This window comes from Streptomyces sp. NPDC088923, from assembly GCF_044749745.1.
Lineage (GTDB): Bacteria > Actinomycetota > Actinomycetes > Streptomycetales > Streptomycetaceae > Streptomyces.
Genome location: NZ_JBIVIO010000001.1, coordinates 1,933,530 through 1,954,971, shown reverse-complemented (window position 1 = coordinate 1,954,971; position 21,442 = coordinate 1,933,530). Strand labels below are relative to the sequence as shown.

Sequence of the window (21,442 nt, the reverse complement as noted above, 5' to 3'; positions counted from 1 at the left end):
CTGGGCTGCCGTGGGGGCGCGTGAAAACTAGCTTCGTCGCCGGAGGTGACGCAGCGATGACGGTCAGTGAGACCGCGTGGCCGCAGGGTGAGGGTCCCGGATTCGTGGTGGCGGCGGACGGCTCGTATGCCGCCAGGACCGTGCAGCCCGGCGGGCCCGACACGGGCGGAACGGCGGGACGGCACGTGGAGCGGTGGACGCTCGGCGGGCCGGAGCCCTTCGCCGTACCGCTGCCCGTGGCACGCCCCGAGCCGCCGGGCACCGAGGCGCAGCCCCTGCCGGACGGCCGGGTCCTGGTGCACCGGCCCGAAGGGCCCATGCACTATTTCTCCCTGCTCTACCCGACCGGGCCGGACACGGGCGAGCTTCCGCTCGGCGCCGTCGAGCACGTACGCGCCGACGGATCGCCGGGGCCGCTGCGGCTGCTCCCGCCGAGCCCCGTGCCGGGGCGCGTGTACGCGCTCGCTCCGGGGCTGCACTCGACGGCCGTGTGGCTCGTCGCGGGCGGCGCCTTCGGGCCCGAGCACCTCGCGGAGATCCCGGGGCGGTGCGCGGGCGGCGTGTGGCTGGACCGCGAGGCGCGGATGCTCGCCGTGGACCGCACGGGCGAGGACGGCGTGACGAAGGCCGTCGCCGTCGACCTCGAACGCGGGGGCGAGGTCTCGCCGCTGCTCCAGATCGCCGAGCGCAGCGACGACCGGCTGCTGAGCGCCGACGTGGACAGTGGACTGCTCCTCGTCCGCTCCGACGCGCCGGGGCAGGACCGGCTGGGGTGGGGGGTACTCGGCAGCGCGCTGCCCGTGCGCTTCCCGGAGTGCCTGCACCTGTCCGAGGCACGTCTCACGCCCTTCGCCGTGCAGCCGGGGCAGGATCTGCTGCCCGAACACAGCGCGGTCGCCTTCCGCGTGGACGGCGCGGCGGGCGGCAGCTGGATCGGCGTGTGGCGCCCCATCGGCCGCCGCCTCCACCAGCTCCCCGCCCCGCGCGGCTGGCTCACGGGCGGCGGCCTGTGGACGCGCGACGGCGTGCTGCGCCTGCCGTACGCGGAGGGGACGGGGCCGTGCGGGCTCGCGCGGGTCACGTGGCCCTCGGGCTCGGAGACGGGCGAGGTGGTTCTCGCCTCCTCCTCCGCGGGCGGTCCTCGGGACCCGCGTGCCGGGGACGGCGGGGGTACGGGGCTGCCCGGCGCGGCGCGCGAGGTCGCGCGGGACGGGGCGGCCGAGGGGGCGGTGGGCGCGCCGGAATCGGCGGCGCCCGTCCACTCCGTACCGGCCCCGCGCCCCGCCTCCACGCCACCCGCTCCCCCGGCATCCGCCAGCCCCCCCGCCCCGCCCGTCGAGCACGACCGCGGCGCGGACCTGGAGGACTCCGCGACCCGGCCGCTCCCCCGCGTCACCCCGGGGCGACCACGCCCCGAGGCCGCGGAGCCGCGTGAGCGGGACGGCGCGGAGGCGCGGCCCGCACAGCAGGCACGGCCGACACCGCACGAGCAGCGGCCCGGACAGCAAGCACCGCCCACACCGCACGAGCGGCCCGGACAGCAGGCGCGGCCGACACCGCACGAGCGGCTCGCCCGGCCGGCCCCGCCCGCCGCTCCGCGCGAGCAGCCGCGGCAGGCACCACCCCCGCCCCACGAGCCGCCCACCGCACACGCCCACCCCGCCCCACTCCCCCAGCCCGCCCCGCCCCGGCCCCAACCAACCGCACCACCCGCACCACCCACCCCTCCCCCCGCTCCCGAGTCCGGCGACGCCCCCGAGCCCGAACCCCCGCAGGCCACCGGCGCGTTCTCCGTCATGGCCGTGTCCGGGTTCTCCGGGGTCGCGGGGCCCTCGACGCTCGCCGGGGGGCTGGGCTCGGCGGGGGCGGCGATAAGGGCGGGGCTCGTGGTGACGCGCGGCGCCGTGCCCGTAGCGCTGCCCGTGCCGGCCGACGAGCCCGCCGCGGCCCGTGACCTGCCGGACTCCGACGCCGTGCCCTCCGGGATCACCTGGACCACGCCGCCGCCCTCGGGCCGGGCCGCGACCGGTCCCGTCCCTCTGCGGGATTCGCCCCTCAACGGCTGAACTCGGCCCGGACCCCCCGAACATGTGACTGACGCGTCGTGAGAAAATCCCGGGGTAGTTGTTGCGCACGTGAACGAGTACTACGGGGTGACGTTCCGTTGACCGAGATCAGCAAGCAGTCGGCCGCCGAGACACCGCCCGTCCCGAACGGGGACGCGGGGGGACCTGGGCGGCACCGGGGGAACGCGGCGCGCGCCGGGGAGGCCGGGGAGACCCGGCCCGGCGGGCGCCACCGCAAGCCCGGCACCGAGCACGCCGAGTTCTTCGAGGACGAGCGGGCCGCGGCCTAGGGCGTGTCGTCCGGGGGACACCAGCAGGACGGGCGGGGCCCGAAGACGCCGACCAGCGTCTTCGGGCCCCGCCCTCGTTCGTTCACGCCTCCCACTCCAGGACCACGTCCGCGAGCGCGAGCCGCTCCGTCCCCCGCACCGCGACCTCCGCGCGCGCCTGTCCCGCGCCCGTCCGCCACCCCCTCAGTTCCAGTGTCTCGCCCGGGAAGACGACGCCGGAGAAGCGGGCCGCGTACCGGCGTACGGGCTCGGGGCGCCCGTCGAGAAGGGTGTCGACGAGGGCGCGCAGGGCGGTCCCGTACGTGCACAGACCCTGGAGCACCGGGCGCGGGAAACCGGCGCGCGCCGCCTCGGCGGGGTCGGCGTGCAGCGGGTTCATGTCGCCGCTGAGGCGGTAGAGGAGGGCGGCGTCCTCGCGCAGCGGGAGGTGGTGGACGGCGTCCGGCGGCCCCGCGGTGCGCGGGGGCCTGGGCAGCGCCGGACCGCGCGCGCCCCCGAAGCCGCCCGCGCCGCGTGCGAAGAGGAGTTGGCGCGAGGTCCACAGCGGGCCCGCCGCGTCGGCCGCCTCGGTGCCGATGCCGAGGACGGCGGCCGAGCCCTTGTCGTACACCTCGGTGACGGCGGTACGGGCATGGGCGGAGCCCTCGGCGGGGAGCGGGCGGTGCAGGATCAACTCCTGCGTTCCGTGCAGCACGTGGGTGCGGTCGACGCTCTCCGCGCCGGGAAGGTCCAGGGCGGAGAGGACGTCCTGGCCGCCCGCGACGACGGCGAAGGAGGGCAGGACGCGGAGGCGGGACTCCAGCGTCCAGTGCGGGCAGGACGGCGGGGCGCCGACGCCCAAGTGGTAGAGCAGGACGTCCCTTCCGGACCAGGTCAGGGTGCGGGCGCGGGGTGGCGCGGCCAGGAGGCGGGCGGGGTCGAGCGGCATGGGGCTTGATTCTGACGCACGCGACGCACACGCCGTCTCAGGGGGCGCACGCTCCGTCCGGTCCGTGCCCCTCCCGCTTCCACCGGGGCCGCCGGTTTCCCGTTCGTACGAGAACCACCGGACTACCCTCCGTACCGGATCACTTTCAGTCCGCAAGGGTCGGAGGTAGCACCGCTCATGCCCCACACCCACGACCGCCCCCGGATACCCCGCACGTCCCCCGCCGGTGCCCGCGGTTCCTCCGCGACCGTCGCCGCGCTCGCCTTCGCGGGGATCGCCGTCGCCGTCATGCAGACCCTGCTCGTCCCCGTCATCAAGGACCTGCCCGACCTCCTCGACACCTCGCCCGCGAACGCCACCTGGGTCATGACCTCGACGCTCCTCGCGGGGGCCGTCTCCACGCCCGTGCTCGGGCGGCTCGGCGACCTGTACGGGAAGCGGCGGATGCTCTTCGTCTCGCTGGGCGCGATGATCGTGGGCTCGGTCGGGTGCGCGCTGACCGACACCCTCGTGCCGATGCTCGCGGGCCGTACGCTCCAGGGCCTCGCGATGGGCGCGATCCCGCTCGGCATCGGGATCATGCGCGACGTGCTGCCGCGCGAACGGCTCGGGGGCGCGATGGCGCTCATGAGTTCGTCGATCGGGGTCGGCGGCGGGCTCGCGCTGCCGCTCGCCGCGATCGTCGCGCAGCACGCAGGCTGGCACGCGCTGTTCCTGCTAGCGGGGGGGCTCGGCGTGGTCTCGCTCGGGCTCGTCGTGGCGCTCGTGCCCGACGCCTCGGTACGGGCCCCGGGGCGCTTCGACCTGCCGGGCGCGCTCGGCCTGAGCCTCGGGCTCGTGTGCCTGCTGCTGCCGGTGACGAAGGGCGCGGACTGGGGGTGGGGCTCGGCGCGGGTGCTCGGGCTCTTCGGGCTCGGGGTGCTCGTGCTGCTCGGCTGGGGCTGGTACGAACTGCGCGCCGCCGCGCCGCTCGTGGACCTGCGCACGAGCGCGCGCCGCGAGGTGCTGCTCGCGAACCTGGCCTCGGTCATGGTCGGGGTGTCGTTCTACGTCGTGACGCTCGTCCTTCCGCAGCTCCTCCAGTTGCCCGAGGCGACCGGTTACGGGCTCGGGCAGTCGATGGTCGTGGCGGGCCTGTGCGTGGCGCCGCTGGGGCTCACGATGATGGCGACGGCGCCGCTGTACGCGCGGATCGCCGCGCGGCGCGGGCCGCGCCTGACGCTGCTGCTCGGGCTCCTCGTCATCGGGATCGGGTACGGGGCGGGGCTCGGGCTGCTCGGCGCGGCCTGGCAGACGGTGCTGATCGCGATGCTGGTCGGCGCGGGGATCGGACTCGCGTACTCCTCGCTGCCCGCGCTCATCATCGCGGCCGTGCGCCCGGAGGACACGGGGGCGGCGAACGGTCTCAACGCGCTGATGCGGTCGATCGGGACCTCGGTGTCGAGTGCGGTGGTCGGGATGGTGCTGGCGGGTTCGGCGACGCTGCACGGGGGTGTCGCGGTGCCGTCGATGAGCGGTTTCCGTACGTCCTTCGTGATCGCGCTGTGCGCCGTGGCGGGCGGGCTCGTGCTCGCGTGGTTCCTGCCGCGCGCGGCGGGCGGCGAGCGGTTGACGCTGGTGAAGCTCGCGGGCACGGCGGACGACTTCCTCCTCCCGGACGGCTTCAGCGGCTTCCGCGGCGAGGTGCGGGACGCGGAGGGCGCGCTCGTGGCCCGCGCGACGGTGACGCTGATCGACCGCCGAGGCCGCCAGGCCGGGCTCACCACGACGGACACGGCGGGCCGCTACGCGCTGCCCGCCTTCACCGCGGGCCCCTACGTCGTCGCCTGCCGCGCCGCGGGCCACACCCCGCGCGCCGCCGCCGTCTCCTTCCCCGGCGGCCACACCACCCGCCTCGTCCCCCTCGTCCTGGCCCCCCGCAGGGACCGCAGCGGGCGGGCGGAGGCGGTGAGCGGCTGAAGGCGTGGCACGACGTAGCACACTGTGCCACCACGCATTACCCTGGCCGGTATGAGCGTTCAGCCCGAAATCACCCAGCGGGATCTGCGCAACAGGTCACGCGAGATCATGGACGCCATACAGGGCGGCCAGTCCTTCACCGTCACTCGCGACGGTCACCCCATCGGCCAGCTCGTGCCGCTGCGCCGGCGCCGTCGATTCGTCTCCCGCGAGGAGTTCGCCGCGATGTCGAGGAGTGCTCCCGGCATCGACCTACGGACGTTCAGGGCGGACCAGGAGGCCACCGCCGACACCGCGCCGGACGACCCCTATGCCCGGTGACCGCCCGCCCTACGCGCAAGGGCTCCTCGACACCAACATCATGATCCTGCGGAGGTGGGTGGCGCCCGAAGAGCTGCCGGACGAGATGGCGATCACCTCTGTCACCCTGGCGGAGCTGTCCGCGGGCCCGCACGAGGTCCGCCGCAACGACGAACAGGGCGACTACGACGAACACGCCGAGCGTGCCCGGCGCCTCGACGTGCTCCAGCGTGCCGAGAACGAGTTCGACCCCATCCCGTTCGACGCGGAGGCCGCCCGCGTCTACGGCCGGATCTGCGCCGCGGTGATCGGCGCGGGCCGCAAGCCGCGTCGCCGGGTGGCCGACCTGATGATCGCCGCCATCGCCGTGGCGGAGGGGCTTCCGCTCTTCACCACCAACCCGGGCGACTTCAAGGGGCTGGACGAACTCCTCACCGTCGTTCCCGTCACCCGGCCGAAGGTGCCTCACGAGGGGTGACGGCCTGAGCGGTCCGGTGCGGGGGTGGTGTGCGGGGGTGCGGGCGGAGTGGGGCACGATGCGGGGGGTCCGCGCCGGAGGCAGTCGCTTGTGTCCCGGTGCGGGTCCGCTCGTCCCGTACCGCTGGAGGACTTCCGTCATGCCCGAGCCGCACGCCCTCGACGCCACCCCCTCCCCCGGTGTCCTCGCCGCCTTCGAGGGGGCCAAGGGGTTCATGCCCGTCCACGAAGGGCTCGCGCTCTACGCGGCGGCCGTCGAGGCGGGGCGGCTGGGGCTGCCCCTGCTGGAGGTGGGGACGTACTGCGGGCGGTCGACGGTGCTGCTCGCCGAGGCCGGGCGGACCGCCGGGGTGACCGTCGTCACCGTGGACCACCACCGGGGCAGCGAGGAGCAGCAGCCGGGGTGGGAGTACCACGACCCGGCGACCGTCGACCCGGAACTCGGGGTCATGGACACCCTGCCCGCCTTCCGCCGCACCCTGCACCGGGCCGGGCTCGAAGGGCACGTGATCGCCGTCGTCGGTCGCTCGCCGCAGGTCGCGGCCGTGTGGGGGCGGCCGCTCGGGCTCGTCTTCGTCGACGGCGGGCACACCGACGCGCACGCGAACGCCGACTACGAGGGCTGGGCCCCGCACCTGGCCCCCGGCGGCCTCCTCGTCATCCACGACGTGTTCCCCGACCCGGCCGACGGCGGGCAGGCCCCGTACCGGATCTGGCTGCGCGCGGTCGCATCGGGCGACTTCGAGGAGGTCCGGACGGTGGACTCGCTGCGGGTGCTGCGGCGCCGCTGAGCGGGCACCGCGGCGGACCCCCTATCCTCGCGGGCGTGTCCAACTCCCCCGCCGCCCCGCCGTCCAGCCGACCGCCCCGCTCCCGGCGGCTGCTCACCGTCTCAGCCGTCGCCGTCCCCGTCCTCCTGCTCGCGGGGGGCATCGGGTACGGCGTCGCCGGCCGCGGGGGCGGCGACGGGGGCGGTACGGGGGGCGACGACGCCAAGGCGGCCCCCGTACGTACGAGCGCTGCCCCCAGCCCCTCCCCGTCCCCGCGCGGGCCGCTGAGCGGCAAGGTCGTCGTCCTCGACCCGGGGCACAACGTCAGGAACCGCCTCCACACCGCCGACATCAACCGCCAGGTCGACGTGGGCAACGGGCGCAAGGAGTGCGATACGACGGGGACGGAGACCAACGCCGGTTACCCGGAGGCCGAGTTCACGCTCGACGTCGTGCGCAGGGCGCGGAAGCTGCTGCGCGCGCAGGGCGCCGAGGTGCGGCTCACGCACGACGGGGACCGGGAGTTCGGGCCCTGCGTGGACGAGCGCGCCGAGATCGGCAACGAGGCGGAGGCGGACGCGGCCGTCTCGGTGCACGCGGACGGCGCCCCCGCCGGGGCGCGCGGCTTCCACGTGATCATGCCGGGCGCCGTGCACGCGGGGAAGGCCGATACCCGGGCGATCACCGCGCCCTCGCACGACCTCGGCACCCGCCTCGCCGCGTCCTTCGCGAAGGCCACGGACACCTCGCCCGCCACGTACATCAACGGCGGTACGGGCCTTGACACCCGTTCCGATCTCGGTGGCCTCAACCTCAGCCGCGTACCGAAGGTGTTCCTGGAGTGCGGGAACATGCGCGACACGCGGGACGCGGGGCTGCTGACCAGCGCGCGGTGGCGGGAGCGCGCCGCGCGCGGGATCGCGGCGGGGGTCGCCGCGTACCTGACCGAGGACGCCGGGGAGAAGTCGTGAGGACGCTGTGGTGCCGGGGTGGGCGCGCAGGGCCGCCGGACGGGCCCGGGCCTGTGGCGGTATGGTCCTCGGGAGCTCGGGGGATCTCTGCCGTACGGACCTGGTGGACCCACGGTCGGCGGTGAGCACGCCCCGGCTCGCCGACCACTGCCGACGAAGGACCTGACGACGTGAACATCCGCTCTCTGACCAGAGGCGACGGGGTGGTGATCGTGGCCGCGGTGGTGCTGTTCATCGCCTCGTTCCTCGCCACCTTCTCCTGCGACAGCGACAGTTGCACCAGCGTCCCCAACGCCTGGGACAGTCTCGGGCTCCTGATGAGTGTCTACCTTGCCGGGGTCATCGGGGCCGCGCTCGTCATCCTCACGAGGCTGCTGCCGCAGCCGCGCAAGGTGCTCGGCCTGGACCTCGGCCAGCTCGGCGCCGCCCTGACGGTCTTCGCCGCCTGGACCGCGCTGTGGACGGTCCTCGACCCGCTGGGCTCCTTCAGCGACGTCCAGAGCGTGGCGAGCATCGGGGCGGGCTCCGGCCTCGTCCTCGGCCTCGTCGCCGCCCTCGTCCTCGCCGCCGCCGCCCTCGCGAGCCCCCTCGTCCCCGCTCTCAAGGGCCCGCTCGTCCCCGCCCCGCGTCCCGCGCGGCCGCAGCCCTACGGGCAGCAGCAGGGCCAGACGGGCTACGGCTACCCGGGCACGGGCCAGCAGCAGCAGCCCGGTTACGGGTACCCGGGCGCCGGTCAGCAGCAGCCCGGGTACGGCTACCCGGGCGCGGGGCAGCCCGCCGCGGGGCAGCCGCAGCCGCAGGCCGGCGCGACCCCGCCGCCCGCCGCCGCGCAGCCCGCCGAGTTCGCCCCGTTCTGGTTCGCCGTCCCCGTCCCGCGCCCGATCTACGGCGAGGACGGCACGCCCACACCGATCGCCGAACTGACCCCGGGCACTTGGTACTTGGCGGTCGACCAGCGCGGCCAGGACCTCGTGGCCCAGACCCAGGACGGCAAGCGCGGCGTCCTGCGCGACACGACGGGCATCCAGCGCGGCTGATCCGCGCGCCCGCACGGGCCCTTCGCCGGGGACAGGTCTCAAGTGGCCTGTCCCCGGCCCCGTTTCACCCATGCACAAGCGGTAATACGGTGGCCATGTCCACCAGAAGCGGTTCCCCGATCGGCCGGATCATCGCGCTCGTCGCCGATGTCGTGGCCGCCATCATCATCGTCTGGATACTGATGTATCTCCTGGACGCGAACCGGAGCAACGACCTCGTGCAGTGGGTGCACGACGCCGCCGCCTGGCTCGCGGGCTGGTCGCGCGACCTGTTCACCTTCGACAAGGAGTGGGCGCGAGTCGTCTGCGGCTACGGCCTGGCGGCGGTCGTCTACCTGGCGATCGGCCACGCGGCGGCGGGGCGCATCTCCCGCTGAGTCGCCGGGAGCTCAGCTCCCGCAGCGGCACGCCACGGCCGGCTCGCCTATCCCGTACGGGAGTTCCGCCACCCCGAACACCCCGCACGTCGCGGGCTCCCCGGCAAGGGCCGCCACCGCGAGGAGCAGCGCCCCCGCCGTCCACGTCGTCTGCTCAAGCGGCCACAGCGCGTCGTCCTCGTACACGTACCCCGTCCAGTACAGGCCCGTGTCCGCGTCCCGCAGCCGCCCGAGGTCCCGCAGGATCGCGGCGGCGCGCTCCGGCTCGCCCACCGCCCACAGGGCGAGGGCGAGTTCGGCGCTCTCGCCGCCCGTGACCCACGGGTTGGGCACGACGCAGCGGCAGCCGAGGCCCGGCACGACGAACTCGTCCCAGCGTGCGCCGAGCCGCGCCTTCGCCTCCGCGCCGTCGAGCGCGCCGCCGAGGACGGGGTAGTACCAGTCCATCGAGTAGCGGCTCTTGTCGAGGAAGCGCTCGGGGTGGTGGCGGATCGCGTGGCGCAGTTCCCCGGCGGCGAGTTCCCAGTCGGGTTGCGCCTCGCCGCGGGCGGCGGCGAGCGCGAGGCCGCAGCGCAGGGCGTGCAGGACGGAGGAGGAGCCGGTCAGGAGCGCGTCCGTGACGGGGGTGCCGTCCGCCTCGCGCTTCCAGCCGATCTCACCGCCGGGCTGCTGGAGCCCGAGCACGAAGCCGAGCGCGGCCTTCACGACCGGCCACATCGCCTCGCGGAAGGCGGTATCGCCGGTCGCGAGCCAGTGGTGGTACGTGCCGACCGCCACGTACGCGCAGAAGTTGGACTCGCGCGCGCGGTCGGTGGGCCGCTCGAAGTCACCGTCGTGGTAGGCCGCGTACCAGGAGCCGTCCGGGTTTTGGTGGCGGGCGAGCCACGCGTACGCGCGGGCCGCCGCCTCGTGCTCCCCGGCCGCGTCGAGCGCCATCGCGGCCTCGGTGTGGTCCCAGGGATCGAGGTGGTGGCCGCGGAACCAGGGCAGCGCCCCGTCCTCGCGCTGCTGCCCGAGGAGGGCGGCGACCGTGGCGCGCGCCTCGTCGGCGGTGAGGACGCCGGGCAGCGTCAGAGGCTCGGTACGGGGCGTCGTCATACGGCGGTGCGCGCGGCGTCGTCGGCCGTCGGCGCGGCGTCGTGGGGAAGGTGCGGCTTCGTCGCGTACGCCACGAAGCTCTTGCCGAGCAGCGGGTTGAGGAAGTGCTCGGTGTACCGGGTCGTGCGGGGCTTCTTCATGATGTCCCAGACGAGGAGCTTGTGGTACGCGCGCACCGGGAGCGCCTTGTCGTTGTCGACGCCGAAGGCGCACTTGAGCCACCAGTACGGGCTGTGCAGCGCGTGCGCGTGGTGGGCGCCGTAGGGGCGCAGGCCCGCGCCGCGCATCTTGGCGGCGAGTTCGGTGGCCTTGTAGATGCGGATGTGCCCGCCCTCGACCTCGTGGTACGCGTCCGAGAGCGACCAGCAGATCTTCTCCGGGAAGTGGCGCGGCACCGTGACCGCGATCCGCCCGCCGGGCTTGAGGACGCGGACCATCTCGGCGAGCACGCCCTTGTCGTCGGGGATGTGCTCCATGACCTCGGAGATGATCACGACGTCGAAGGACGCGTCGGGGAAGGGCAGCGCGAGCGCGTCGCCCTCCATCGCCGTCGCGGTGGCCCCCGCCGGGGCCTCGCCCGCCTCCTCCATGGCCGCGAACCACTTGGCGACCTCGCGGATCTCCTCCCGGTTCTGGTCCAGGGCCACGACCCGCGCCCCGCGCCGGTAGCACTCGAAGGCGTGCCGCCCGGCTCCGCAGCCCAGGTCGAGCACGCGGTCGCCCGGGGCGAGCGGGAAACGGGTGAAGTCGACGGTCAGCACGAGGACCTGCTTTCGCGGTCGGGGGTGGCGGTTTCGCGGGCGGGGACGGCGGGGGTCCGCGCCGGGGAGTCGGTGGCCCGGGGGGTGAGCGGCCGTACGGGGCGGGAGGCGGGGGTGCGGGTGAGCGCCGCCCGGTACCGCTCCGCCGTGCCCTCGGCCGCGCGCGCCCACGTGAAGCGCTCCAGGACGCGGGCGCGGCCCGCCGCGCCGAGCCTGCGGCGCAGGTCCGCGTCGCCGAGGAGCCGTCCGAGGGCCTGCGCGAGCGCCCCCGCCTCGCCGGGGGGTACCGCGAGGCACGTCTCGCCGTCCTGCCCGGCGACCTCGGGGATGGCGCCGCCGGTCGTCGCGACGAGCGGCGTCCCGGTGGCCATCGCCTCGGCGGCGGGCAGCGAGAAGCCCTCGTAGAGCGAGGGCACGCAACCGATCTGCGCCGAGCGCACGAGGTCGACGAGTTCCGCGTCGGTGACGCCCTTGACGAACTCGACGGCGTGCCCGAGCCCGTACTTCTCGATGGCGCGCGCGACGGGGCCGTCCTCGGCGCGCTTTCCGACGACGACGAGGTGCGCCTCGGGGTGCTCGGTCCGGATCTTGGCGAGCGCCTCGACGAGGTGCACGAGGCCCTTGAGCGGGACATCGGCGCTCGACGTGGTCACGATCCGGCCGGGGACCTCGGGCACGGAGGGATCGGGCGAGAAGAGGTCGGTGTCGGCGCCGATGTGCACGACGTGGACGCGGCGCGGGTCGACGCCGAGGTGGCGGACGATCTCGGCGCGCGAGGTGCCCGAGACGGTGAGGACCGAGGGCAGCCGCCGCGCGACCCGCTTCTGCATCCGCGTGAACCCGTACCAGCGGCGCACCGAGAGCTGCCGCTTGAAGCCCTCGGCGGCGGCGAGGTCGAGTTGCCGGTCGACCGTGATGGGGTGGTGGATCGTCGTGACGAGCGGGGCGCCGAGCGCACGGGGGCCGCCGAGCAGCCCGTAGCCGAGCGTCTGGTTGTCGTGCACGACGTCGAAGGCGCCGCGCCTGGCCGCGAGATGGCGGCGCGCGCGGAGGCTGAAGGTGAGGGGTTCGGGGAAGCCACCGGTCCACATCGTGGCGACCTCCAGGGCGTCGACCCAGTCCCGGTACTCCTCGCGGCGCGGGGTGCGGAAGGGGTCGGGCTGGCGGTAGAGGTCGAGGCTCGCGACCTCGGTGAGCGGGACGCCCTCGTCGAGTACGGGGTACGGCTGGGAGCCGAGCACCTCGACCTCGTGCCCGAGCCGGGCGAGTTCGCGCGAGAGGTGGCGCACGTAGACGCCCTGCCCCCCGCAGAAAGGGTTTCCCTTGTACGTGAGCAGGGCGATGCGCAGCGGGCGATCGAGTCCGGCGCGGGCACCCAGGGCCTCGGCGGTCACTCCAGGCACCCTCTCTTTCCTGAACGTCCGGCGAGCCTACGCCGGGACTGCAAAACCGAACAAGTTCCCCTTGATCGTCGTCCGCCCCCAGAATCTACCGGCAAGTAGCCTCGGGGGGACACCGGGTGCGTCAGGTGACGAAGAGCACGTCAGGGCGGGCGGCGGCGGGTGCGGCCCGCACGCACCATGGGGCGGGGCCCCGTCCGGGGGCCTGCCCGCCAAAGCCGCCGAAACCCCCCGCCAGCTAAAGTGGTGCGGCCCCGAAATCCCCCGCGCCCCCGATTCCCGCGCCCCCGGCCAGGCGCGCCCCGCCAGGAGCCGCCCGCATGAACCTCCGCCGCCTCGCCGCCGCCGTCCCCCTCGTCGCCGCCGGCGCACTCGCTCTCGCCGCGACGCCCGCCGCCGCGACGCCCGCCACCGGGGCGCCCGCCGCCTCGCCCGGCCCCGCCGAAGGGCTCTTCGGGACGCAGGACCCCACGTACGACGGGGTGTGGCGGCAGTCCCTGTCCCTCGTCGCGCTCGACGCGGCGGGCCGGAAGCTGCCGGTGAAGGCGGTGGACTGGCTCGTGGCGCAGCAGTGCGCGGACGGCTCCTTCGCTCCCTACCGCGCGAAGCCCGCGGCGGACTGCGGGCCGAAGGAGCAGGTGGACACGAACCAGACGGGCGCGGCGATCCAGGCGTTCGCGGCGATCGGCGGGCACCGGGCGGAGGCCGAGAAGGCCCTCTCGTGGCTGAAGTCCGCGCAGAACAAGGACGGCGGCTGGGGATACACGGCCGGTTCGCCGTCCGACGCGAACTCGACCTCCGTCGTGCTCGGCGCGCTGCGCGCGCTCGGCGTGAGGCCGGCCGATGTGACGAAGGGCGGGAAGTCCGCCGAGGACGCGCTGCTCTCCCTCGCGCTGAAGTGCGACGCGAAGCAGTCGCCGGGCAAGGCCGGGAGCGCCTTCGCGTTCCAGCCCGAGAAGGACGGCTCGCTCGTCGCGAACACCGACGCGACCGCGGCCGCCGTCACGGCCGGCTACGGAGCGGGCTTCGTGGTCGCCGCGCCGCACGAGGAGCGCGGCGGGAGCGTGGGCTGCGAGACGCCCCGTACGGCAAAGGACGCCGCGCGCAACGGCGCCGTCTGGCTCGGCGGCGTACTCGGCGAGAACGGCGCCGTGACGACGGCGCTGCCGGGCGCGAAGCCGAAGCCGGACCCGGGGAACACCGCGGACACCGCCGTCGCGCTCGCGGCGGCCGGGATGCCCGAGGAGGCGCGCGAGGCGGTCGGCTGGCTCCGGTCCGAGGGCCCCGCGTGGGCCGAGAAGACGGGCCCCGCCGCGTGGTCCCAGCTCATCCTCGCCGCACACGCGACCGGCGCCGACCCGGCCGACTTCGTGGGCCGCGACCTGCCCGCGAAGCTCGCGGCGACGGGACCGAGCGGGAAGACGGTCGCGGGCACGACCGTACGGGCGAAGGAGTCCGGCGAGAACGAGAAGGGCGAGGAGTCCGGCAAGAAGGAGAAGGACGACGGCGGCGGGTCGAGCCCGTGGTGGTTCGTGGGCGTCGGCCTCGCGGCGGGGGCCGGGATCGGCTTCCTGCTGAGCAGCCGCAACAAGAGGAACTCCTCGCGGTGACCGTCCCCCGCCACGTCCTCCTCCTGCTGACCGCGCTCGCCTGCGTCCTCGGCCTCGCCGCGCCCGCGTCGGCCGCGAGCGCGTACCGGTACTGGTCGTTCTGGGAGCGTACGGACGCGGGCGCGTGGCAGTACGCGACCCGTGGCCCCGCGCTCGCGCGCCCCGGCGACGGCGACGTGGCCGGTTTCCGCTTCGCGGTGAGCGAGGACGCGGACGACGCGACCCGGCCGCGCGAGACGGCGGACTTCGCCGCCATCTGCGCGGGCACGAAGGCGCGGGCGGGCCGCAAGCGCGTGGGGCTCGTCATCGACTTCGGCACGGCGGCGGACGCGCCGTCCGGCGAGCGGCCGCCCCCGGCCCGTACCGCCTGCGCCCGGGTCCCCGAGGACGCGAGCACCGCCGACGCGCTCGCCGCCGTCGCGAAGCCGCTGCGCTACGACGCCTCGGCGCTCCTGTGCGGCATCGCGGACTACCCGCGCCACGGCTGCGGCGAGCAGGTGGCGGCGCCCTCGAAGACGGCCCCCTCGAAGACGGCCCCCTCGGAGACGGCCCCCTCGGGGAAGGCGCACGGGGACGGCGGCGGCCCCTCCGTCGGCGTCCTCGCCGGTCTCGGCCTGCTCGTCGTGCTCGCGGCGGGGACCGTGTGGCAGACCCGCCGCCGACGGCGGCCGTGAGCGGCCGGACGACGGGGGGCACGGCAGGAGGCACGGCGGGGCGTCCGGACCCCGCGCGCCGCACCCGTACGGACCCCGCCCCTTCGCGCCGCGACTTCCCGCCCCTGCACGCCGGGGCCTGGTGGGTGTGGGCGCTCGGGCTCGCCGCCGCCGCGACCCGGACCACGAACCCGCTGCTCCTCGCGCTCCTCGTCGGTGTCGCGAGCTACGTCGTCGCCGCGCGCCGCACCGAGGCGCCGTGGGCGCGCGCCTACGGCGCCTTCCTGCGGCTCGCGGCGGTCGTGCTCGTCATCCGGCTCGCCTTCGCGGTCCTGCTCGGGTCCCCGATCCCGGGCACCCACACGCTCCTCACGCTCCCCGAGATCCCGCTGCCCGACTGGGCGCAAGGGGTGCGGCTCGGGGGGCGCGTGACGGCGGAGGGGGTGCTCTTCGCCTTCTACGACGCGTTGCGGCTCGCGACGCTCCTGGTGTGCGTGGGCGCGGCGAACGCCCTCGCGAGTCCGGTACGGCTCCTGAAGTCGCTGCCGGGCGCGCTCTACGAGGCCGGACTCGCCGTCGTCGTCGCGATGACCTTCGCACCGCACCTCGTCGCGGACGTGCGCAGGCTGCGCGCGGCGCGGCGCCTGCGCGGGCGGCCCGACCGGGGCCTGCGCGGGCTGCTCCAGGTGGGGCTGCCGGTGCTGGAGGGCGCGCTGGAGCGCTCGGTCTCGCTCGCCGCGGCGATGGACGCGCGCGGCTACGGCCGTACCGCCTCGGTGCCGCGCGCGGTGCGCCGCACGACCGCCGCGCTGACGCTCGGGGGGCTGCTCGGGGTCTGCGCGGGTACGTACGCGCTCCTCGCCGACACCGGCGCGGGCTACGGCCTCCCGCTGCTCGGGGCCGGGGTGCTCGCGGCGGCGGGCGGGCTGTGGCTCGGCGGGCGGCGCGCGGTGCGCAGCCGCTACCGTCCCGACCCCTGGGGGGTGCGGGCGTGGCTCGTGGCGGGCTCGGGGGTCGCGGTCGCCGCGCTGCTCGTCCTGCTCGCGGATGATCCCGCGCTGCACCCCGGGGTGGTGCCGCTCCTCGCGCCCGTCCTGCCGCTGTGGCCCGCGCTCGCCGTGCTCGTCGGACTCGTCCCGGCCCTCGCCGCGCCGCCCGCGCCGCCCCTGACCCGTACCGCCCCGGAGCCCGCACCGTGATCCGTTTCGACAACGTCTCCGTCACCTACGCCGAGGCCGCGGCGCCCGCGCTCGCGGGCGTCGACCTGAGCGTGCCCGAGGGCGAACTGGCGCTCCTCGTGGGGCCTTCGGGGGTGGGCAAGTCGACGCTGCTCGGCACGGTCTCGGGGCTCGTGCCGCACTTCACCGGCGGGACGCTCGGCGGCCGGGTCACGGTCGCGGGGCGCGATACGCGGCTCCACAAGCCGCGCGAGCTGGCCGACGTGGTCGGCACGGTGGGGCAGGACCCGCTCGCGCACTTCGTGACCGACACGGTCGAGGACGAACTCGCCTACGGCATGGAGTCCCTGGGCCTCGCCCCCGCCGTGATGCGCCGCCGCGTCGAGGAGACCCTCGACCTCCTCGGCCTGCACGAACTGCGCGACCGTCCGCTCGCGACGCTCTCGGGCGGCCAGCGCCAGCGCCTCGCGATCGGCTCCGTCCTCACCCCGCACCCGCGCGTCCTCGTCCTGGACGAGCCGACCTCGGCGCTCGACCCGGGCGCGGCCGAGGAGGTCCTCGCGGTCCTGCGCCGCCTCGTCGACGACCTCGGCACGACGGTCCTGATGGCCGAGCACCGCCTCGAACGCGTCGTCCAGTACGCGGACCGCGTGATCCTGATCGAGGCGCTCGGCGCGCGGCCCGTCACGGGCACCCCGCGCGAGGTCATGGCCGTCTCACCGGTCTTTCCCCCAGTCGTTTCGCTCGGTCGCGTGGCCGGCTGGGAGCCGTTGCCGCTGTCGGTGCGGGACGCCCGCCGCATGGCCGGGGACCTGCGCGAGCGGCTGAGCGGGCTGGAGCCGGGGGCGGCGGGCCCGTACGCCGCCCCGGAGCAGCCGCGCCCCGCCGAGCAGCCACCCGCCCCGGAGCAACCGCCCGCCACCGAGCGCCCCCGCGCTCCCCGTCCCCGCCTGCTCGACCGCGTGTTGCGCCGTCGCCCCGCCGAGGGGGCCGTCGCCCCGGGGTCCGCCCCTCTCGGCGCCGAGGCGGCCCGGGTGCGGGGGCTCGCGGTCAGCCGGGGGGCCGTGCGGGCGCTGCGGGGGGTCGAGCTGACCGTGCGGGGCGGCGAGACCGTCGCGCTCATGGGGCGCAACGGGGCGGGGAAGTCCACGTTGCTCTCGTGTCTCGTCGGGCTGCTCGCGCCGACGGCCGGATCCGTGACGGTCGGCGGCGAGTCGCCGCGCGCGCTCGCGCCCGCGCGGCTGATCCGGCGCGTCGGGCTCGTACCGCAGGAGCCGCGCGACCTCCTGTACGCGGACACGGTCGCCGCCGAGTGCGCCGCCGCCGACGCGGACGCGGGCGCGGCGCCCGGCACGTGCCGGGACCTCGTGCGCGAACTGCTGCCGGACGTGCCCGAGGCGACGCACCCGCGTGATCTCTCCGAGGGCCAGCGGCTCGCGCTCGCCCTCGCCGTCGTGCTCACCGCGCGCCCGCCACTGCTGCTGCTCGACGAGCCGACGCGCGGCCTGGACTACGCGGCGAAGGCGCGGCTCGTCGGCATCCTGACCGGGCTCGCACGCGCCGGGCACGCGATCGTCCTCGCGACGCACGACGTGGAACTCGCCGCCGAACTCGCGCACCGCGTCGTCATCCTCGCCGAGGGCGAGGTCGTCGCGGACGGCCCGGCCGCCGAGGTCGTCGTGGCCTCGCCGCTCTTCGCCCCGCAGACCGCGAAGATCCTCGCGCCGGGCGCGGCCTGGCTCACGGTGCGGCAGGTCGCCGAGGCGCTCGGCTCCGAGGGGGCGGTGGCGCGATGAGCGGCACCGACCGTACGGGGAGCACCGCCGCCCGTACGGGGAACACGCCCCGCGCCGTGCGCCTCGGGCCCCGCGCCGCCGCTGCGCTCGGGCTCGTCACCGTGATCGGGGTCATGGCCTTCGGCTGGCCGCTGCTCGCCGCGCCCGGCTCGGGTGTCGCGCACTCGGGGGACGCGCCGTGGCTCTTCGCGGCGCTGCTCCCGCTGCTGCTCGCGGTCGTGGTGGCGGCGATCGCGGACGGGGGCCTGGACGCGAAGGCCGTGGCGATGCTCGGTGTCCTCGCCGCCGCGGGCGCCGCGCTGCGCCCGCTCGGCGCGGGTACGGCGGGCATCGAGCCGATGTTCTTCCTGATGGTGCTCGCGGGACGGGTGCTCGGCCCCGGTTTCGGCTTCGTCCTCGGCGCGGTGTCGATGTTCGCCTCGGCGCTGCTGACCGGAGGCGTCGGCCCCTGGCTGCCGTTCCAGATGCTCGCGATGGGCTGGGTGTCGGGCGGCGCGGGCCTGCTGCCGGGGGCGCGGTCGCTGCGCGGCAGGCGGGAGCGGTTGGTCCTGGCGGGGTACGGGGCGCTCGCGGCGCTCGCGTACGGCTTCGTCATGAACCTCCAGGGCTGGCCCTACCTCGGCGGCCTGTCGACAGGCGTCTCGTACGTGCCGGGCGACCCGCTCGGCACGAACCTGAGCCGCTTCCTCGCCTACTGCCTCGCCACCTCGCTCGGCTGGGACCTGCCCCGCGCCGCGCTCACGGCGGTGCTCAGCCTGACGCTGGGGCCCGCCGTCCTGAAGGCGCTGCGCCGCGCGACCCGCAGGGCGGCGTTCGAACCGGAGGTCTCCTTCGCGGTGGGTGGGCCCACGCCCACGCCTGGTGAGGGAGAGGGGGCCGAAAGGTGAGGCGGCGCACGTGACGTGGCTCGCACACGTACCGGCTTAGTAGGCGGGGGCCGGAGGACCGGAGGTGCATAACCGATATTTCTCCGCACCTCCTAGCGGACGTAGTACCGCCGCTCTTTGCCCGCCGCGCCGCCGTCCGCCTACAACGGGAGACGTCGCCGGGTGCGGTACCCGCCGCTCCCTGAGCGGAGCACCGCCTCACGGTCCCCCCGCTCCACGGTCCGCGCCCCGGCCCCTCGTCCCCGACGTCAGGTCTCCTCCGTGCGCATGCCCTTCCCCGCCACCGTCCTCCGTCTCGCCCGCGTCCCCCAGCAGTTCGTGACCGGTGCCGCCCTCGTGGGCGGTGCGGCCGGGATGGCCCTCTCCGGCGCCCCCGCCTCGCACGCCGCCGCACCGGCCCCGCACGCCGCGACGGTCATGAGCGCCGCGAAGAGCGCGAGCACGGCGAAGAGCGCGAGCACCGCGAAGGCCACCGACGCCACCTCGGCGAAGGCGCTCGCGAAGAAGCTGCTGCCCGATGCCCGCCAGTTCGCGGCGTTCGACCGGATCGTGTCGCACGAGAGCGGCTGGAACCCGCACGCCACCAACGCCTCCTCGGGCGCCTACGGCCTGGTCCAGGCCCTGCCCGGCGACAAGATGGCGTCCGCCGGCGCCGACTGGCACGAGAACGCCGGGACGCAGGTCAAGTGGGGCATCCACTACATGACCGAGCGCTACGGCAGCCCGGCCGCCGCCTGGGACTTCTGGCAGGCGCACCACTGGTACTGAGCCGCACCGCCCGGCCGCGCGCGACCGAAGCCGCCGCCACCCCCACCCGGGTGGCGGCGGCTTCGTCGTACCGAGGACCCCCGCGAGGCCCCCGACCTCGGGCCGTGCCCGGCCCCTACTCCCGCGCGGCCCCCGACGCCGACGCGACGATCCCCGCAAGGACGAGATCGACGCCCGCGAGGAACTGCTCGCGGTCGTCGTGGTCGCGGATCTGGTCGGCGACGGCGCGGGTGAAGGGGTACGCGGCAGGGTCGAGGGCCTCCCAGGCGCGCGAGGCGGCCTCCAGGAACTCGGCGCGGGTCTCGCCCTCCGGCAGGCCACCGGCCATGTCGCTGTTCGCCGCGTTCTGCCCCGCGACGCCGAAGATGTAGTGCATGAGCGCCGACGTGGCCGTGAACCAGCCGCTCTCGGGCACCCCCAGCGCCCGCACCTGCCGCCCCAGCGCCTCGAAGATCCTCGGTGCCACGGAGCCCCACGGCTCGCGCGCGAACTGCGTCGCGAGCTGGGTCGCGAGCCAGGGGTGCGCCTCGGTCGCCTCGTAGAGACCGAGCGCGACGGAGCGGACGGCCTCGCGGGGCGCGTCACCGGCGACGGGCTCGACGGAGACGGCGTCCGCGACGACCGCGTCCGTCGCCGCGCCGAGCAGCTCGTCCTTGTTCGCCACGTGCCAGTAGATCGCCCCGGGACCCGTCGAGAGCCGCTCCGTCAGGGCCCGGAAGGTGAGTTTCCGCGCGCCTGCCGCGTCGAGCAGTTCGATGGCGGTCCGGACGATGCGTTCGCGCGAGAGCGGCTCGGCGCGCGCGGTCCTCTTCGTCATGGCCCCATCCTGACACACCACTCTGGAACAGCATTCCAGCTTGACTATGCTGGAATGCTGTTCCAGAGTGGGAATGGAACGACATTCCATGCTCTCCGGACGGCGTTCCGGACGACTGCGAAGGAGCCCGCCATGACGACGCACACGCACGTCAGCATCATCGGCGCGGGACTCGGCGGACTCACGCTCGCCCGCGTCCTGCACCTCCACGGCATCCCGTCCACGGTCTACGAGGCGGAGGCGTCGCCCACGTCCCGTTCCCAGGGCGGCATGCTCGACATCCACGAGAACAACGGGCAGGCCGCCCTCGCCGCCGCCGGGCTCACCGAGGAGTTCCGCGCGATCATCCTGGCGGGGCACGCGGCCTCGCGCGCGCTCACCCCGGACGGGTCCGTCCTGCTGGAGGAGGAGGACGACGGCAGCGACACCCGTCCCGAGGTGCAGCGCGGCGAGCTGCGGCAGGTGCTCCTGGACTCGCTGCCGGAGGGCACGGTGCGCTGGGGCCACAAGGTCACCGGGGTGCGCGCGCTCGGCGGCGGGCGCCACGAGGTGAGCTTCGCCAACGGCACGGCGGTCGAGACCGCGCTGCTCGTCGGCGCGGACGGCGCCTGGTCGCGGGTGCGCCCGCTCCTGTCGGCCGCGAAGCCCGCCTACACCGGCACGTCCTTCGTCGAGACGTACCTGTACGAGGCCGACACGCGCCACCCCGCGGCGGCGAAGGCGGTCGGCGCCGGCGCGGCGTTCTCGCTCGTGCCCGGCAAGGGCATCCAGGCCCACCGCGAGGCGAGCGGCAGGCTCCACACGTACGTGGCGCTCCAGCGCCCCCTGGAGTGGTTCGAGGCACTCGGCTTCGACGACCCGGAGTCCGTCAAGGCGGGGCTGATGAGGGAGTTCGAGGGCTGGGCCCCCGAGCTGACCGCCCTCATCACGGACGGCGAGACGGACCCCGTACTCCGCCCGCTGTACACGCTGCCCGCCGACCACCGCTGGGAGCGGGTCCCCGGCGTCACGCTGATCGGTGACGCCGCGCACCTCATGATCCCCTCGGGCGAGGGCGCCAACCTGGCGATGTTCGACGGCGCCGAGCTGGGCAAGGCGCTCGCGGCGCACCCGGACGACACGGAGGCCGCGCTCGCCGCGTACGAGCGCGACGTCTTCCCGCGCAGCCACGAGGAGGCCGGGCAGGCGAGCCTCATCCACGAGCTGATGTTCGGCCCGGACACCCCGCAGCGCTTCCTGCGCCTGATCACGGGCCAGGACGGGGAGTCCTGAGCGGGAACCGGCGTCCTGAGCCGGGCC

At 75.6% G+C, this 21,442-nt stretch carries 21 protein-coding genes; 16 read left to right on the top strand and 5 right to left on the bottom strand.

Annotated elements, in window-relative coordinates:
• Positions 1–56: 56 nt before the first annotated feature.
• Both ACIP4O_RS08840 and ACIP4O_RS08835 read left to right on the top strand, forming a co-directional pair.
• Positions 57–2,066 carry a hypothetical protein gene (locus ACIP4O_RS08840; protein WP_401573068.1) on the top strand — a complete coding sequence of 670 codons (2,010 nt, stop codon included), beginning with the start codon at positions 57–59 and terminating at the stop codon, positions 2,064–2,066.
• A gap of 98 nt (positions 2,067–2,164) precedes the next feature.
• Positions 2,165–2,356, top strand: coding sequence for a hypothetical protein (locus ACIP4O_RS08835; RefSeq protein WP_401573066.1), 192 nt, complete (start codon positions 2,165–2,167; stop codon positions 2,354–2,356).
• An 82-nt stretch (positions 2,357–2,438) separates the two neighbouring features.
• Here the strand turns inward: ACIP4O_RS08835 and ACIP4O_RS08830 are convergent, their stop codons facing one another.
• Positions 2,439–3,284 (bottom strand): MaoC/PaaZ C-terminal domain-containing protein, encoded by an 846-nt coding sequence (locus ACIP4O_RS08830; protein ID WP_401573064.1) that lies wholly within the window; start codon positions 3,282–3,284, stop codon positions 2,439–2,441.
• Between the two features lie 177 nt (positions 3,285–3,461).
• On the opposite strand from ACIP4O_RS08830, the gene ACIP4O_RS08825 reads away from it, so the two are divergent.
• The 7 genes from ACIP4O_RS08825 to ACIP4O_RS08795 all read left to right on the top strand — a co-directional run bounded on the left by ACIP4O_RS08825 (position 3,462) and on the right by ACIP4O_RS08795 (position 9,175).
• On the top strand, positions 3,462–5,243 hold the full coding sequence (locus tag ACIP4O_RS08825; protein ID WP_401573062.1) for an MFS transporter: 1,782 nt from the start codon (positions 3,462–3,464) through the stop codon (positions 5,241–5,243).
• A 51-nt stretch (positions 5,244–5,294) separates the two neighbouring features.
• Positions 5,295–5,564: a type II toxin-antitoxin system Phd/YefM family antitoxin gene (locus tag ACIP4O_RS08820; RefSeq protein ID WP_401573060.1), complete on the top strand. Its 270-nt coding sequence runs from the start codon at positions 5,295–5,297 to the stop codon at positions 5,562–5,564.
• Positions 5,554–6,021, top strand: coding sequence for a type II toxin-antitoxin system VapC family toxin (locus ACIP4O_RS08815; RefSeq protein ID WP_401573058.1), 468 nt, complete (start codon positions 5,554–5,556; stop codon positions 6,019–6,021). Before ACIP4O_RS08820 ends, ACIP4O_RS08815 begins: the two co-directional genes overlap by 11 nt.
• Positions 6,022–6,160: 139 nt before the next feature.
• Positions 6,161–6,811, top strand: coding sequence for a class I SAM-dependent methyltransferase (locus ACIP4O_RS08810; protein ID WP_401573056.1), 651 nt, complete (start codon positions 6,161–6,163; stop codon positions 6,809–6,811).
• A 35-nt stretch (positions 6,812–6,846) separates the two neighbouring features.
• Positions 6,847–7,761: an N-acetylmuramoyl-L-alanine amidase gene (locus tag ACIP4O_RS08805; RefSeq protein ID WP_401573054.1), complete on the top strand. Its 915-nt coding sequence runs from the start codon at positions 6,847–6,849 to the stop codon at positions 7,759–7,761.
• Positions 7,762–7,931: 170 nt separating this feature from the next.
• Entirely contained in the window at positions 7,932–8,798 is an 867-nt protein-coding gene (locus tag ACIP4O_RS08800; RefSeq protein WP_401573052.1) for a hypothetical protein, read from the top strand.
• A gap of 95 nt (positions 8,799–8,893) precedes the next feature.
• Positions 8,894–9,175, top strand: a complete 282-nt coding sequence (locus tag ACIP4O_RS08795; RefSeq protein ID WP_401573050.1) for a hypothetical protein — start codon at positions 8,894–8,896, stop codon at positions 9,173–9,175.
• Between the two features lie 12 nt (positions 9,176–9,187).
• On the opposite strand, the gene ACIP4O_RS08790 is transcribed toward ACIP4O_RS08795, so the two are convergent.
• Genes ACIP4O_RS08790 through ACIP4O_RS08780 form a run of 3 tightly spaced genes read right to left on the bottom strand, consistent with a single transcriptional unit; the run spans position 9,188 to position 12,428 of the window.
• A complete protein-coding gene (locus ACIP4O_RS08790) occupies positions 9,188–10,273 on the bottom strand; it encodes a prenyltransferase (protein WP_401573048.1) in 1,086 nt (361 codons plus the stop codon).
• Entirely contained in the window at positions 10,270–11,034 is a 765-nt protein-coding gene (locus tag ACIP4O_RS08785; protein ID WP_361330058.1) for a class I SAM-dependent methyltransferase, read from the bottom strand. The genes ACIP4O_RS08790 and ACIP4O_RS08785 overlap by 4 nt, the downstream gene beginning before the upstream one ends.
• A complete protein-coding gene (locus tag ACIP4O_RS08780) occupies positions 11,028–12,428 on the bottom strand; it encodes a glycosyltransferase family 4 protein (protein ID WP_401573904.1) in 1,401 nt (466 codons plus the stop codon). The genes ACIP4O_RS08785 and ACIP4O_RS08780 overlap by 7 nt, the downstream gene beginning before the upstream one ends.
• A 326-nt stretch (positions 12,429–12,754) precedes the next feature.
• On the opposite strand from ACIP4O_RS08780, the gene ACIP4O_RS08775 reads away from it, so the two are divergent.
• The 6 genes from ACIP4O_RS08775 (at position 12,755) to ACIP4O_RS08750 (ending at position 19,326) form a co-directional block, all read left to right on the top strand.
• A complete protein-coding gene (locus tag ACIP4O_RS08775; protein ID WP_401573046.1) occupies positions 12,755–14,044 on the top strand; it encodes a prenyltransferase/squalene oxidase repeat-containing protein in 1,290 nt (429 codons plus the stop codon).
• Entirely contained in the window at positions 14,041–14,718 is a 678-nt protein-coding gene (locus ACIP4O_RS08770) for an SCO2322 family protein (protein ID WP_401573044.1), read from the top strand. Before ACIP4O_RS08775 ends, ACIP4O_RS08770 begins: the two co-directional genes overlap by 4 nt.
• Entirely contained in the window at positions 14,715–15,896 is a 1,182-nt protein-coding gene (locus tag ACIP4O_RS08765) for an energy-coupling factor transporter transmembrane component T (protein WP_401573902.1), read from the top strand. Before ACIP4O_RS08770 ends, ACIP4O_RS08765 begins: the two co-directional genes overlap by 4 nt.
• Positions 15,893–17,671 (top strand): ABC transporter ATP-binding protein, encoded by a 1,779-nt coding sequence (locus ACIP4O_RS08760; RefSeq protein WP_401573042.1) that lies wholly within the window; start codon positions 15,893–15,895, stop codon positions 17,669–17,671. Before ACIP4O_RS08765 ends, ACIP4O_RS08760 begins: the two co-directional genes overlap by 4 nt.
• Positions 17,668–18,558, top strand: coding sequence for an ECF transporter S component (locus ACIP4O_RS08755; RefSeq protein WP_401573040.1), 891 nt, complete (start codon positions 17,668–17,670; stop codon positions 18,556–18,558). The genes ACIP4O_RS08760 and ACIP4O_RS08755 overlap by 4 nt, the downstream gene beginning before the upstream one ends.
• Positions 18,559–18,825: 267 nt before the next feature.
• Positions 18,826–19,326 (top strand): transglycosylase SLT domain-containing protein, encoded by a 501-nt coding sequence (locus ACIP4O_RS08750; protein WP_401573038.1) that lies wholly within the window; start codon positions 18,826–18,828, stop codon positions 19,324–19,326.
• Between the two features lie 115 nt (positions 19,327–19,441).
• Here ACIP4O_RS08750 and ACIP4O_RS08745 read toward each other — a convergent pair whose 3' ends face one another.
• Positions 19,442–20,143 carry a TetR/AcrR family transcriptional regulator gene (locus ACIP4O_RS08745; RefSeq protein ID WP_401573036.1) on the bottom strand — a complete coding sequence of 234 codons (702 nt, stop codon included), beginning with the start codon at positions 20,141–20,143 and terminating at the stop codon, positions 19,442–19,444.
• Between the two features lie 132 nt (positions 20,144–20,275).
• On the opposite strand from ACIP4O_RS08745, the gene ACIP4O_RS08740 reads away from it, so the two are divergent.
• Entirely contained in the window at positions 20,276–21,415 is a 1,140-nt protein-coding gene (locus tag ACIP4O_RS08740; RefSeq protein ID WP_401573034.1) for an FAD-dependent oxidoreductase, read from the top strand.
• Positions 21,416–21,442 lie beyond the last annotated feature (27 nt).

What these genes read in the sequence shown, in the direction of transcription:
- ACIP4O_RS08840 (WP_401573068.1), top strand. Translation starts at nt 57, where the DNA reads ATGACGGTCAGTGAGACCGCGTGGCCGCAGGGTGAGGGTCCCGGATTC.
- ACIP4O_RS08830 (WP_401573064.1), bottom strand. Translation starts at nt 3,284, where the DNA reads ATGCCGCTCGACCCCGCCCGCCTCCTGGCCGCGCCACCCCGCGCCCGC.
- ACIP4O_RS08825 (WP_401573062.1), top strand. Translation starts at nt 3,462, where the DNA reads ATGCCCCACACCCACGACCGCCCCCGGATACCCCGCACGTCCCCCGCC.
- ACIP4O_RS08820 (WP_401573060.1), top strand. Translation starts at nt 5,295, where the DNA reads ATGAGCGTTCAGCCCGAAATCACCCAGCGGGATCTGCGCAACAGGTCA.
- ACIP4O_RS08815 (WP_401573058.1), top strand. Translation starts at nt 5,554, where the DNA reads ATGCCCGGTGACCGCCCGCCCTACGCGCAAGGGCTCCTCGACACCAAC.
- ACIP4O_RS08810 (WP_401573056.1), top strand. Translation starts at nt 6,161, where the DNA reads ATGCCCGAGCCGCACGCCCTCGACGCCACCCCCTCCCCCGGTGTCCTC.
- ACIP4O_RS08795 (WP_401573050.1), top strand. Translation starts at nt 8,894, where the DNA reads ATGTCCACCAGAAGCGGTTCCCCGATCGGCCGGATCATCGCGCTCGTC.
- ACIP4O_RS08790 (WP_401573048.1), bottom strand. Translation starts at nt 10,273, where the DNA reads ATGACGACGCCCCGTACCGAGCCTCTGACGCTGCCCGGCGTCCTCACC.
- ACIP4O_RS08775 (WP_401573046.1), top strand. Translation starts at nt 12,755, where the DNA reads ATGAACCTCCGCCGCCTCGCCGCCGCCGTCCCCCTCGTCGCCGCCGGC.
- ACIP4O_RS08755 (WP_401573040.1), top strand. Translation starts at nt 17,668, where the DNA reads ATGAGCGGCACCGACCGTACGGGGAGCACCGCCGCCCGTACGGGGAAC.
- ACIP4O_RS08750 (WP_401573038.1), top strand. Translation starts at nt 18,826, where the DNA reads ATGCCCTTCCCCGCCACCGTCCTCCGTCTCGCCCGCGTCCCCCAGCAG.
- ACIP4O_RS08745 (WP_401573036.1), bottom strand. Translation starts at nt 20,143, where the DNA reads ATGACGAAGAGGACCGCGCGCGCCGAGCCGCTCTCGCGCGAACGCATC.
- ACIP4O_RS08740 (WP_401573034.1), top strand. Translation starts at nt 20,276, where the DNA reads ATGACGACGCACACGCACGTCAGCATCATCGGCGCGGGACTCGGCGGA.